The sequence below is a fragment of the Stenotrophomonas sp. STEN008 genome (assembly GCF_056760435.1).
On record NZ_JBRRET010000006.1, the window covers coordinates 146,184 to 159,835 of the forward strand.

At 65.9% G+C, this 13,652-nt stretch carries 9 protein-coding genes and 1 riboswitch; of the genes, 3 read left to right on the plus strand and 6 right to left on the minus strand.

Going from position 1 to position 13,652, the window contains the following annotated elements:
* Positions 1-41: 41 nt before the first annotated feature.
* Together ppa and ACVOME_RS05290 are read left to right on the plus strand one after the other, a co-directional pair.
* Positions 42-581, plus strand: coding sequence for an inorganic diphosphatase (ppa, locus tag ACVOME_RS05285; protein WP_283219384.1), 540 nt, complete (start codon positions 42-44; stop codon positions 579-581).
* A 151-nt stretch (positions 582-732) separates the two neighbouring features.
* Positions 733-1,854, plus strand: coding sequence for an HDOD domain-containing protein (locus ACVOME_RS05290; protein WP_053519181.1), 1,122 nt, complete (start codon positions 733-735; stop codon positions 1,852-1,854).
* 68 nt (positions 1,855-1,922) lie between these two features.
* On the opposite strand, the gene ACVOME_RS05295 is transcribed toward ACVOME_RS05290, so the two are convergent.
* From ACVOME_RS05295 to thiC, 6 genes are all read right to left on the minus strand, one after another.
* On the minus strand, positions 1,923-2,132 hold the full coding sequence (locus tag ACVOME_RS05295) for a hypothetical protein (RefSeq protein ID WP_481504807.1): 210 nt from the start codon (positions 2,130-2,132) through the stop codon (positions 1,923-1,925).
* 166 nt (positions 2,133-2,298) lie between these two features.
* The gene (locus ACVOME_RS05300; RefSeq protein ID WP_065175097.1) at positions 2,299-5,178 is read right to left on the minus strand and encodes a TonB-dependent receptor plug domain-containing protein; all 2,880 of its coding nucleotides are present in this window, start codon (positions 5,176-5,178) and stop codon (positions 2,299-2,301) included.
* 49 nt (positions 5,179-5,227) lie between these two features.
* Complete coding sequence (locus ACVOME_RS05305) at positions 5,228-6,127, minus strand: helix-turn-helix transcriptional regulator (RefSeq protein WP_053519175.1); 900 nt, start codon at positions 6,125-6,127, stop codon at positions 5,228-5,230.
* Between the two features lie 114 nt (positions 6,128-6,241).
* Positions 6,242-8,554, minus strand: coding sequence for a winged helix-turn-helix domain-containing protein (locus ACVOME_RS05310; RefSeq protein WP_445394124.1), 2,313 nt, complete (start codon positions 8,552-8,554; stop codon positions 6,242-6,244).
* Between the two features lie 260 nt (positions 8,555-8,814).
* Complete coding sequence (locus tag ACVOME_RS05315; RefSeq protein ID WP_053519170.1) at positions 8,815-9,486, minus strand: ion channel; 672 nt, start codon at positions 9,484-9,486, stop codon at positions 8,815-8,817.
* 97 nt (positions 9,487-9,583) lie between these two features.
* Complete coding sequence (gene thiC, locus ACVOME_RS05320) at positions 9,584-11,428, minus strand: phosphomethylpyrimidine synthase ThiC (RefSeq protein ID WP_180875870.1); 1,845 nt, start codon at positions 11,426-11,428, stop codon at positions 9,584-9,586.
* Between the two features lie 82 nt (positions 11,429-11,510).
* Positions 11,511-11,611: riboswitch (TPP riboswitch) on the minus strand.
* Positions 11,612-11,856: 245 nt separating this feature from the next.
* Between thiC and ACVOME_RS05325 the strand changes: the two genes are divergently transcribed.
* A complete protein-coding gene (locus ACVOME_RS05325; protein ID WP_481504808.1) occupies positions 11,857-13,434 on the plus strand; it encodes a BCCT family transporter in 1,578 nt (525 codons plus the stop codon).
* The last annotated feature ends 218 nt before the right edge of the window (positions 13,435-13,652 follow it).

Below are 13,652 nucleotides of genomic sequence, written 5' to 3' on the forward strand. Positions count from 1 at the left end.
ATGGAGGGCTATCCGCCTACATCCCCACCTGGAGCACGACCATGGGTCTGGAACTCGTCTCGCCCGGCAAGAACCCGCCGGAAGAAATCAACGTCATCATCGAGATCCCGAAGGACTCGGAGCCGGTGAAGTACGAAGTGGACAAGGAAACCGGCGCGATCTTCGTCGACCGCATCCTGTCGACCCCGATGCGCTACCCGTGCAACTACGGCTACGTGCCCAGCACCCTGTGCGGCGACGGCGATCCGGCCGACGTGCTGGTGGTGCTGCCGCTGCCGCTGGTGCCGGGCTCGGTGGTGCGCTGCCGCCCGGTCGGCGTGCTGAAGATGAGCGATGAGGCTGGCAGCGACGAGAAGATCCTGGCCGTGCCGGTCGCCAAGATCTTCAGCGGCTATGCCCACGTGGAGGACATCGAGCAGGTCTCCAGCCACTGGCTGGAGCGCATCGGCCACTTCTTCGAGCACTACAAGGACCTCGAAAAGGGCAAGTGGGTCAAGCTCGACGGCTGGGGCGGTGCGGCGGAAGCCAAGCAGATCCTGGTCGAAGCGCACGCGCGCTACCTGGACGGCAGCAAGGCCTGATCCTGAACCGCGTCGCTCCGGTGTGTCCTGCCGGAGCGATGCGGGTCACGTTTCAACACCACGGCACAGCACTCCGGGTGCTGTATTAGGTAAATTGCGTCACTTCACACGTCGTCGACATCCAGCGTCGAGACAGCCAGGGGATTGTGTCGTGCGTATTCTGCTTGTTGGAGATGCAGCCAGCCTGCCGGCCGAGCTGACCGAATTCATTGCCGATCTTGGGGAAGACTGGCAGCCGTTGACCGCCGCCGACGGCCACACCGCGATGACGGCAGTGGCGACGCAGGGCGTGGACGCGGTGATCGTCTGCCCGCAGCTGCCGGACCTCAATGCCACCACCTTGCTGGGGCAGATCCGGACACTGCGCCCGGAAACCATCCGTATCGCCCTGGTCGATGCCCAGCACGGCAACCGGCCACCACCGGCGCGCCTGATCGGCGTTGCCCACCGCTTCCTGCCGCTGCCACTGGCGCCGGAAGTGCTGCTGGAGGCCTTGACCAGCCTGGAAGAGCTGCGCGAGGTGCTGGACAGCCCGCGCCTGCGTGATGCCATCGGCCGCATCGAGAAGCTGCCTTCGCCGCCACACCTGTACCTGAGCCTGACCCAGGCCCTGGAACACGATGACGATACCGACAGCGCCGACGTGGCCAAACTGGTCGCCGCCGATCCTGCCATCGCCGCGAAAGTCCTGCAGCTGTCCAACTCGGCCTTCTTCAGCCAGGGCCGCACCATCGCCGATCTGCGCACGGCGGTCACCCGACTGGGCCTGTCCACCCTGCGCGACCTGGTCCTGGCAAGCGAGGTGTTCTCGGCACCGACGCTGTCTGCGGCCGAACGCAACTCGCTGCAGCAGCGCGCCCTGCTCGCCTCGCGCCTGGCCGCCCGCCTGCTGCCCGATTCCAGTGCGGAACTGGGTGCCACCGCGGCGCTGCTGGCTGACATCGGCCTACTGCTGCCGGGCGTCCGCAACGAGCGCAGCGAGCCTGCGCTGGCCGGCGACCTCCGTCCCGGGCACGCCGAAGCCGGCGCCTACCTGCTGGGGCTGTGGGGCCTGCCGATGCCGATCATCGAAGCGGTGGCGTTCCACCTGCAGCCGCAACGCGCCACGACCCGCAGTTTCTGGGTGACCGGCGCGGTGCACGTGGCGCTGGCGCTGGTCAACGGCGATCCCGTTGACGAGGACTACCTGCAGCGCGCAGGCGTACTCAATCGATTGCCGCAGTGGCGTGAGCATGCCAATGCACTGATGGGGCTGACACCCACTGACGCCTGAGCGGCACGCGGGCGACTGCCGTCACCTCGCATGAGGGCGCGTCCAACGGACGCGCCCTTTTTTCTCTCTCAGCGCTGCGGACAGGCGTCCAGCACGCACAGACGCCATTGACGCTCGCACAGGGCCGGGGCGCTGCCCTTGGCCAGGCACTCCAGCCGGAGTTGCTCGCAGTACACACCGCCGCCGCAGACGATGATGTTCCGTGCGGACAGCGAGCCCACCAGCGTTGCATAGATCAGGACGGCGGCCGATACCTGGCGGAAAAGCGTGCGCTTCATATCCATCTCCCAGTGTCCGGTATTGGACGCACCTACTGTGCTGAATGCGACAAGAGCAGACAGTGACCGCACTCACTTTCCCGACCTGATCAGAATTCCCTTACAGAAACGAAAAGGGCGGACCTTGCGGTCCGCCCTCCTCGTTCTGCTATCGCACTTCGATGGATCAGAAGCGCTGGGTGTACTTCATGTACAGGAAGCGACCCACGTCGAAGCCGCCGTAGTAGGCGAAGCTCGAGTTCGGCTGGGTGAACATGATCGGACCCTTGTGGTCGAACACGTTGTTGGCGCCCAGCGCGATGGTGGCATCCCACGGTGCCTTCCAGCTGACCTGCAGGTCGTGGAAGGTGTTGGAGCCGGTCTTGCGCAGCGGCGACTTCTCACCGTTCTGGTAGCGGTCGGCGTCGTCGCACGGACGGTTGGCCACGCAGGCTTCGTTCATGCCCGAGTAGTAACGCGCGGTGTACGCCACGCCGAAGTCACCCTTCGACCAGGTCAGGCCCAGGTTCGAACGCACGCGGAACAGGCCCGGCTCACCGACACGGCCGATGGTGATGTTGTCACCGTCAGCGTTCTGGCCCTGCTCGTCGTACTTGGCCAGGTAGCTCGTCTGCCAGTCGATCGCGAACTGGCCGATGGCCAGCTCCGGCAGGCGGTACTTGATGCCCAGGTCGTAGCCCTGGGTTTCCATCTGGCCGAGGTTGGCCAGGCCGTAGGTCATGCCGTTGATGTGGCCATCGCCTGCACGGGTGTGCGCGGCGCAACGCGAAGCATCGCCCAGCACGTAGCAGTCACGCAGGATGCGGTCGACGCTGTCAGCGATGATCATGTCGCTGATTTCGTACTTGTACCAGTCCAGCGAGATGTCCAGGCCCTGCACCCAGCGCGGGCTCCAGACCAGGCCGACGGTGGTGCTCTTGGAGGTTTCCGGGGTCAGGTTCGGGTTGGCACCCGAGATGAACTGGTCCGGCGTCGCACACGGGGTCGAGGTGCACGGAATCAGGCCCTGGCCCAGCTGGGTGTAACCGACCGGGACGCCCGCCGCCGAGCAGGCCGCGTTGCCGTTGACCGAACCCGGCGCGGTGATGCCGCACGGATCGGTGTACGACTCGAAGCTGCTGCTCAGGCCACCGTACAGGTTGTCGATGGTCGGAGCACGGAAGCCCTCGGCCCAGGTACCGCGAACCAGCAGCTCGTCCAGCGGACGCCAGGTGAAGCCGAACTTCGAGTTCAGGGTGTCGCCGAAGTTGCTGTAATCCGAGTAACGGGTCGCAGCATTCAGGGTCAGTTCCTTGGCAAACGGCATGTCCGCCAGGACCGGCACGTTCAGTTCCAGGTAGACCTCGTCCAGCGAGTACTCACCCTGGGTGGTCTGCGCGCCCAGGCCGGTGGACTGGCCCGACTGTGCGAAGGCGTCCGGCGAGAAGCGGCCTTCTTCCTTGCGGTGCTCGACGCCCACGGCAAAGCCCAGGTCACCGGCCGGCAGGGTCACGATCGAACCCGACAGGTTGGCGGTGAAGCTGGTGGTCTTGGTCAGACCGGTATCGGTGAAGTACGGGAACAGGAAGTCCTGGGTGGCCTGGTCGGCCAGCGAACCGGCACCGGCAACGCCGAACGGCAGCAGCGGGTTCCACGGACGGCAGCCGCTGGTGGCGAGCGGATCGGACATGCTGGTACCGCAGCGGGCGACGCCATCAGCACCGATGAACGAAGCGCCCAGCGCCTGTTCCGATGCGATCAGGCTCATGTCACCGTGACCACGCTTGGTGGTTTCGTTGCGGTTCCACAGCGCGCCGACGTCCCAGTCGAAGGTCTTGCCGGCGAAGTCGAAGAAGCCGCTGATGCTCGGGGCGAAGCGCAGGGTCTTGACCTGGCTTTCGGTGGTGCGCGGCACTTCCCACAGACGGCGGCGGAAGGTCAGGTCTTCACCGGTCGGGTTGAACGCGCTGTCGGCCGACAGCGGGGTGTCGAAGGATGCCGACTGGTACGGATAGCCTGCGATCTGCTGGGTGGTGTTGCGCTCGTTGTAGAGCACGTCAGCGTTGAACGAGATCGCGTCGGTGAAGTCGTAGTTGCCGTTGACGTACAGCGACTTACGCTCGATACCGGTCTGCACCATCATCTGCTGGTTGGCATTGACGGCGTCAGCGGAGGTTTCCAGACGGTAGTCGGCGCGGTTGGCCGGGTTGCCGCCATCACGCAGGGTGTACCAACGCTGGTCGCTCGGGCCGACATAGCCCGGCTCGCCCTGCTTCAGGTTCGGGGTGACGCACGGGTCGCAGAAGCCACCCTTCTGGTTGATCGGGCTGGCGCCCGAACCCGGGTAGTTCGGGCCGGCGTTGCCGTCACGGCTGAACCAACGGTCCTTCGCCCACACCGGATCCTGCTTGGAGTACTCGGCGGACAGGGTGACACCGCCGCGCTCGCCCATGCTGCCGAGAGTGAACGAATAGGTTTCGGTGTCGCCGTCGCCCTTGCCGTACTGACCGACATAGACGCTGGCTTCAGCGCCGTCGAAGCGCTTGCGGGTGATCACGTTGACCACGGCCGCGATGGCGTCCGAACCGTAGATGGCCGAGGCGCCGTCCTTCAGGATCTCGATGCGCTCGATGGCGGCCATCGGGATCTGGCTCAGATCCTGGTAGCCGGCGGTGGTCGCGCCCAGGCGCTTGCCGTTCATCAGCACCAGGGTGCGCTGCGCGCCCAGGTTGCGGATGTCGACGTAGTAGCCACCGACGTTTTCGCCCGAAGCCAGCGACTCCGAACGGGAGATGGCCGGGGAGCCGGCCGAGGTCAGGTTCTGCAGGACGTCGGCAACCGAGGTGTAGCCCTGCTTTTCCAGGTTCTCACGGCTCAGGGTGACGATCGGCTGCTGGGTTTCAACGGCAGCGCCGCGGATGCGCGAGCCGGTGACCGAAATGCGGTCCAGGTCGGTGGTGCCCTTTGCTTCCGGTGCTTCCTGTGCGGAAGCGAAGGCGGGCGCCAGCGCCAGCGCAATGCCGGCCGGCAGCAGGCCGAACCGCACTGCGGGGTTACGAACGTTCATCAATCTCTCCAAGGTACGTGTTAGCAGCGTGTTAAAACACCCCAGCACGTTACGATTGCGTTGCAGCGCTGTATTTGCGCGAACCAACCAGAGACTTTGCGGATTGTGGCGGGAGCAAGCCGCCGTTTTCCCTGAAGCGCGAAGCGGACTGCCCGTAGCGGGCGCGGAACGCCCGGGCGAAGCTGCAGCAGTTGTCGAAACCACTGGCCGCGGCGACCTCCCCCACCATCATGTCGGTGTCGCGCAGCAGGTCGGCGGCGCGCTCCAGGCGCAGCCGTGCCGAAAGCGACTGCGGGCTTTCTTCATACAGGCTCTGGAACGTCTTGGAGAGATACCAGCTGGAGAAGTTGGTCAGCTCGGCCAGTTCGCCGATGCGTACGACGCGGTGGCTGTTGCCTTCCAGGTAGAGGCGGGCGCGCTGCATGCGACCGAACACCTGGCGCTTGCGGCTGCGCGAACGGCCAGGGCAGCGCTGCACGTTGTCGGCCAATCCACGCTGCAGGCCGGCCAGATGCAGCAGCAGCGGGCGCAGGTGCTGCGCCGGGTGGCCACTGGCCAAGGCATCACGCCACAGGCGCAGCGCGACGCGAGCGTCACTGCGGCCCATCCGGCCGCGGCCCGCGTACAGGCCGCAGTCGGCCATCTCCGCCAGCACACGCAGCGCTTCCACGTTCAGGTTCAGGCCGATGCACAGCCCGTTGCGCCCTGCCTGCACCAGCGGGCGCGATTCCTTCTCGAACGCGATCCATTCGCCGTGGCGCAGTCGGAAGCGCCCCTCCTTGGCCTCCACCCAGGAGCTGCCGCGCACCTGCATCCACACGGTGAAGCTGCTGCCCGCGGTCTGCAGGCTGCCGAGCCGGGCCACGCCCAGACAGGTCGGCACGACGTCATCGAGTGCCTTGTCCAGGGAGACGGATTGGCCACGATCGGCCAGTGAGAGTTGACGCATGGTGCACCACGGATTTGCCAAGTACAGGCCTCCGTTTTGCCCAATCAGGCGGCACCGCGTCAGGAAAGACCGACGAGATCGCCACGAATTCGCGGCGAGATCCCGACGAAAAATTTACGAAGGCCCATTTCCCTTGAACATCAACATCTTGGAGAAGGCCGGGAACAGCGCTGGCGCCTTTTCGGGCAGCCGCATCACGCCGATGTCGGCGCCATCACTGACTGCCAGAGCGACAAACAGGGCCGTCCCGTCTGCGCTGGCGCTGAGTCCGTTGCTCGCGCTCAAGCGCTGCGCGTCCAGGCAGCGCCCGGCATCCTCCTGCCCGGCGGCGATGCGGACGAGGATGGTGCTGCAGCGGGTGGAACTGCCGAGATAGCCGATGCTGTCGTGGCCGGCAACCGTCCACGAGCGGTAGCGCCAGCGGCTGGGTTTGTCCTCGCTGATCTGCCGCACGCTGTCCGGGGACAGCGCCGCGTCCGCCGCCCACAACCCCTCCGCCGCCAGGCGGGTGAACAGCACCCGACGGCCTGCGCGGTCAAAGCGGACCTGGGAGACGCCGTCGATGCTCGCCAGCCGCCGCCAGGGTTGGGTGCTGCGATCGAACAGACTGAGCCGCGTACGCTGGTCGGCATCACGTTCGACCACCAGCAGCTGCTCGGGCGTGGCGCCATACAGCGCCTGCAGCGGCTGTTCGGCGGGCACGGGCAGCGGTTGCAGACGCTCGTCGCGGGGTGCGATCTCGTAGACCACCGCGCGACCGTGTGCATCGCGCCCAACCACCAGAAGTTGCCGGCTGTCGGCCGACCAATCGGGGGCCTGCCGTGCTTCCGGGCGCAGCCCCTCGATCGGCCGCAGCGAATCGGGGCGTTGCATGTCCGCCCACCAGAGAGCGAAGCTGCCCGAGCGGTCAGAGGTGAATACCAGCTGGCGACCGTCCGGTGCTGCCATCGGTTGACCATCGCGGCCGCTGGACGCAAACAGGCGCTCCGGTTCACCGCCCTGCATCGGCACCTTGAACACGCCGAACTGTGCACGGCGATGGACGAAGGCCAGCATGCCGCCATGCCGCGATACCGCCGGCCACTGCGCGTCGTCCAGTCCGGCATCACGCAGCGTGCGCCGCTCGATGTCGAGGTAATAGAGCCGCACCTCGCTGTCGACCCGGCGGCCGAACACGATGGTGCGGCCGTCGCCAAGCCAGGCCCATCCGCGCAGCTCAGCCGACTCGCTGGTCAGCTGCTCCGGCGTACCACCCGCGGCAGGAACCCGCCACAGGTCGCCCATCTGCGGGTTGCGCACGAACACCAGCCATTTGCCGTCCGGCGAATAGCGCGGCGCGTAATCGAAATCGTCCTGATCGACGGCGTACTGCAGCGGCTGCCACTGTCCGCTGGCCAGATCGAGTACTCGGATACCGCGGTGGGCATAGCGGCCCACCATGCTGCCGAATACCAGGCCGCGCCCGTCGGGTGTCCAGTCGAAGCTGAGCAGCTCGGTGCCATCGCAGCGCGTGGCCTGGCGCAACGCGCCGCCGGTCGCACTGGCGATCAGCACCTGACAACCCCCATCGGCGGAGAAGCGGGCAAAGGCGATGTCGCGTCCATCCGGCGACCAGTTCGGGAAGCGATCAACCGCACCCTCAGGAGGAACAAGCAGCTGCCGCGCCGGCGCGTTGCCGGACGTCTGTACCTTGATCGCACCGCCGCCCAGGCCATCCTCGCTGGCACCTTCGTAGGCCACCTGCGAACCATCCGGCGACAGCGTGGGATAGGTTTCGAAGCCTGCGGTGGCGGTGATCAGCCGATAGGGCCGCTGCGGGCTGCCGATCACCCGCGTGCCGTTCTCCACCGCCGCCTCCACCGGAGAGCTGGCCGGCGCACGGCGCAGCAGCAGGACCGTCATCACCAGCAGTGCGGCCAGCATCAACAGGCCCAGCACCAGCAACAATCGACGTCGCAGGTAGCGCCAGCGACGGCGTCGCATGTCCTCCGGGGCTGGCGTGTGCACTTCCACGACCGCGTTGGAATCGCCAGCCGCGCCTTCGGCCTCGACCGCCAGTTCCGCTTCGGGCTCGGGCATGGCCTGCACCGGCACGCGCAGGCGGTAGCCGGTCTTGGCGATCGTCTCGATATACGCCTGGCCGTTGTCATCGTCGTTGGCGAAGGCTTTGCGCAGCTGGGTGACCGCCTGCGTCAGCACATCGTTGGTGGGCAGCGTATCGGGCCACACCTCGGCGAACAGTTCTTCGCGGGTGACCACGCGCCCGGGTTGCCGCAGCAGCACACGCAGCACGCCCAGCGCCTTCGGCGTCAGCCGGCGCGGGCGACGCGCGCCGGCAACTTCGACCTCTCGCGAGGACAAAGTGACGACACATTCGCCAATCCGGATCCGATCAGATTCGGTGGGCTGGATTTCGCTGCGGTTCATTTTTTGCTAAACAGTAGAGACAGTTTCCGGGCAGTGTTCGCCTTCGATACCGTCCCCAACGGGGAACAGCGAAAAGCCAGACTCCGCACAAAGCATCGGCGCATACCGCAAAAACAATGGAGCGCGCGAATACTAGCCTATGCCGGTTACCTCGCCTATCGCGTGGTCGACATCAGGCTCTCTCTCGCCGACGCATTCACATAACTTCGCACCATCATTCGCGCCCTTTCGGGCGCGAAATTTTTATCTGCCATTCATTTTCAGAAGCGCCGCAGCATGGTCAATCCGACCAGCCGCGAAACCACCAAAGCCACGTACATCACGCCTGAGAACTGCTCCAGCATGACCAGTGCGCGTGCCTGCGGATGCAGCGGCACGACATCGCTCAGGCCGACCCCGGACAGCAAGCTGAAGCTCAGATAAAGCAGCTCCATCCAGCTTCGCTGAGGTCCCTCGCTGCTGCCCTGGAAGCTGCCCGGATACCACTGTTGGCACACCCCAAATGCGAAGGCGAATGCCCACGCGAGCAAGGTGAAGGTGGCGCCGGCCGCGAACAGTTCGTCGCGGGTGACTTTGTGGTCCTGCAGCATGTAGGCGATCAGGGCGCCGGCCGTATAGAAGTAGAGCAGGCTCTCCAGCAGCTGCGCGGTGGTCACCAGCGCGGCGCGGTCCAGCAGCGCGCCGGCGATGGAGAACACCACCGCCGGAATCGCCAGCAGCAGTGCCAGCCATGTACCCAACGGGCTGCGCTGGACCACCCACAACGCCAGGCCCAGCACCGCCATTCCAAACATGCCCAATGCGGCGCGGCCGGCGGCCGTGTCGTCCAGCGCGGGATACAGCATCACCGCCAGCAGCTGCGCGCCCAGCAGCCACGCGGACGGATGGCGGCGGGCGATGGCCAGCCAGCGGGTGGTCACGGCAACAGGCATGGCGTCCCTTCCCCGGAAAGATGGGCGGAGGATAACGGGATGCGCGTGAGGCGCGCGATGCAGCGCCGCCGGGGCACGCCCGGCGACGCCAGTCCGATCAGCCCTGCTGGTAGACCTCCGCGCCCGCAGCGCGGAACTGCTCGGACTTCTCCTTCATTCCGGCCTCGGCGTACTCGCGCACGTCCTGGGTGATCTTCATCGAGCAGAAGTGCGGCCCGCACATCGAGCAGAAGTGCGCCAGCTTGTGCGCGTCCTTGGGCAGCGTCTCGTCATGGAATTCCTTTGCCTTCTCCGGGTCCAGCCCGAGGTGGAACTGGTCTTCCCAACGGAACTCGAAGCGCGCCTTGCTCAATGCGTTGTCGCGGACCTGCGCGCCCGGATGCCCCTTGGCCAGGTCGGCCGCATGTGCGGCGATGCGATAGGCCATGATGCCGTCGCGCACATCCTGGCGGTTGGGAAGGCCAAGGTGTTCCTTCGGCGTCACGTAGCAGAGCATCGCGGTACCGAACCAACCGATCATCGCTGCGCCGATGGCACTGGTGATGTGGTCATAGCCGGGCGCGATGTCCGTGGTCAGCGGCCCCAGCGTATAGAACGGAGCCTCACCACATTCGCGCAGCTGCTTGTCCATGTTTTCCTTGATCAGCTGCATCGGCACGTGCCCGGGACCTTCGATCATCGTCTGCACGTCATGCTTCCATGCGATCTTCGTCAGCTCGCCCAGCGTTTCCAGCTCGCCGAACTGCGCCGCGTCGTTGGCGTCTGCGATGCAGCCCGGGCGCAGCCCATCGCCCAGCGAGAAGGTCACGTCGTAGGCCTTCATGATTTCGCAGATGTCCTCGAAGTGCGTGTAGAGGAAATTCTCCTTGTGATGGGCCAGGCACCACTTGGCCATGATCGAGCCGCCGCGACTGACGATGCCGGTCACCCGCTTGGCGGTCAGCGGCACGTAGCGCAGCAGCACGCCGGCATGGATGGTGAAGTAGTCCACGCCCTGTTCGGCCTGTTCGATCAACGTGTCGCGGAAGATCTCCCAGGTCAGTGCCTCGGCACGGCCATCGACCTTCTCCAGGGCCTGATAGATCGGCACCGTGCCGATCGCCACCGGCGAGTTGCGGATGATCCACTCGCGGGTCTCGTGGATGTGCTTGCCGGTGGACAGGTCCATCACCGTATCGCCCCCCCAGCGGATCGCCCACACCAGCTTCTCCACTTCCTCGGCAATGCCGGATGACACCGCGCTGTTGCCGATGTTGGCGTTGATCTTGGTCAGGAAGTTGCGGCCGATGATCATCGGCTCGCTTTCCGGATGGTTGATGTTGTTGGGCAGCACCGCCCGGCCACGGGCGATTTCGTCGCGGACGAACTCCGGGGTGATGATCTTCTGGATGAATGCGCCGAAGGCTTCGCCCGGATGCTGCTGCAGCAGGCCTGCATCGCGGATCGCGTCCAGCCGCTGGTTCTCGCGGATGGCGACGAATTCCATCTCCGGCGTGATGATGCCGCGGCGCGCATAGTGCATCTGGGTGACATTGCCACCCGCACGGGCGCGGCGCGGCAGGCTGCGGGCCGGGAAGCGCACCGCATCGAGCTTCGGGTCGTGCTCGCGATCGCGGCCGAAGGAAGAGCTCAGGCCATCAAGCTGTTCGGTGTCACCCCGCGCTTCGACCCAGGCACGGCGCAGGGCCGGCAAGCCCGCGGACAGGTCGATGCGCACGTCAGGATCGGTGTAGGGGCCGGAGGTGTCATACACCGTGACCGGCGCGTTCTCTTCGCCGCCGAACAGGGTCGGCGTGCGGCTCAGTGTGATCTCGCGCATCGGCACGCGCAGGTCCGGGCGCGAGCCGGTGACATGGATCTTGCGCGAGCCGGGAATCGGCCGGGTCACGGATTCGGAGAGTTGCTGGGCCTGTTGCTGCAGGGCGGAGAGCTGTGCGTTCATCGGGCATCGTCCAGGAGGGTCAGGGACGAAGCGGCGGCGCACTGCCCCCGCACGCGGACGGCCCTTGGGCCGCGTCCGGGTTCGGTTGCATTGCAAAGCTTCCCTACGCCGGTATGAGCCGGATCAGGTTCCAAGGGACTGTCTCAACCGTGGCCGATGGCCGCGGTACCCCCGCTTCTTGCCGGCATTAGACCATAAGAAGTCCTGCAACAGGGCGAGCCCACGGGGCGGCTGCGCGTCACGCGCCATTGATGAATTAACGCAACCATGACGTCGCGTTCAGTAACGTGCACGCGCATCGTGTCGCTGCGACCGATGACGCATCGCCGCCATCGCGGCCCCTGCCCGGCTAGCGCTCGAGTGCCGCCGGCCCCTCGCTGCAAGCATTTGCTCGCTCCCTCAATCCCTTTGATCGGAGAAGCTCCTTCATGGTGTTTCGTGTTTCCATCGCACTGGTCCTGTTGCTGGTGCTGCTTGCCGGCGTAGCGCCCGGTCCCTTCAACGCCGTGGTGCAGAGCATCCTCGGCGAACTCATCCGCGGCATCGGCTGGCTGTACCTGCTGGTGGTGTTCCTGGCGCTGGTGTTCCTGATGTACCTGGCGTTCGGCCGCTTCGGCAACCTGCGCATCGGTGGCGAAGACGCCGAACCCGAATTCTCGCGGGCCAGCTGGATGTCGATGCTGTTCGCCGCCGGCATGGGCATCGGCCTGGTGTTCTGGGGGGTGGCCGAGCCGATCTCCCACTTCAGCAAGCCGCCGGAAGGACTGGCACCGGAAAGCATGGACGCCGCACGTGCAGCGATGCGCTATGCGTTCTTCCACTGGGGCCTGCATCCGTGGGCGATCTACGCGCTGATCGGTCTGGCAATGGCGTGGTTCCAGTTCAACCGCAACGGCCGCGGGCTGGTCAGCGACATGCTGCAGCCGATCATCGGTCATCATCATCGGGGCTGGATCGGACGGATTGTCAACATTGCCGCGGTGGTGGCCACGGCAATCGGTGTGGCCACCACGTTGGGCTTCGGCACCATCCAGATCGCAGCCGGCATGCAGCGCGTGTTCGGCGTGCATGCCGGTGTGCCGCTGCAGCTGACCATCATCGCCGTCGCCTTCGTGCTGTACATGGCCTCCACCCTCAGCGGCGTGGAGCGCGGCGTGAAATGGCTGTCGAACTTCAACCTGGCGCTGGCCGCCCTGCTGCTGGCACTGGTCCTGGTGCTCGGGCCGACCGGCGCGATCTTCAATACCTTCACCACGACGCTGGGTTCCTACCTGAACCAGCTGGTGACGATGAGCCTGCGCATGTCACCGTTCTCCTCCAGTACGTGGGTCGCCGACTGGACGATCTTCTACTGGGCCTGGTGGATTTCCTGGGCACCGTTCGTGGGTTCGTTCATCGCGCGCATCTCGCGTGGCCGCAGCGTGCGCGAGTTCGTGGTGGGCGTGGTACTGGCGCCGACGCTGCTGGGCTTCTTCTGGTTCTCGGTGTTCGGTGGCACCGCGATCTGGTCGCAGATCTTCGGCCATGCAGACCTGGTACAGGCGCTGGGCAATGGCTATGAGACCGTACTGTTCACCCTGTTCGACAGCATGCCGCTGCCATTGCTGCTGTCGTGCATCGCGCTGGTTCTGCTGATGATCTTCTTCGTGACCTCGGCTGACTCGGCGGTGCTGGTGCTGGCCAGCATGTCCACCGACGAGGCAGGCGACCCGCCCGCCAAGCGCAAGCTGGCCTGGGGTGTGGGCATCGCACTGATCGCAGGTGCGTTGCTGCTGGCCGGCGGCCTCGACGCGCTGCAGGGCATGATCACGATCTCGGCACTGCCATTCGCGCTGCTGATGGTGCTGGTGATGGTCTCGCTGTACCGGGTACTGGACCAGGAGTACACGCGGGAGCGGCGGCAGGCACAGCGCCAGCGGCACATGATCGATGCGTGGATCGCGCGCGAAATGGCGGCACAGGAAGAAACCCAGGCCGAAGCAGCGCGCGCGCAGGATTCGGATTGAGGGTGTTCGGCAGCCTGCGCCGGAAAAACACGAAGGGGTGGGGTACCGTTACACTGGGAGACGGCTACCCCCCCCACCCCCCACCCCCCGCAGTTTGCCGTTGGGCTTCCCCTTCTTCTTTCCCTTCCGGGCCTCCCGCGCCCGGAAATGGGCGGGGGGCGGGGGGGGGGGCCGCCCGGGGGCGTCCGCGGCATGGATGCCGCGGCCAAGCCTACAAG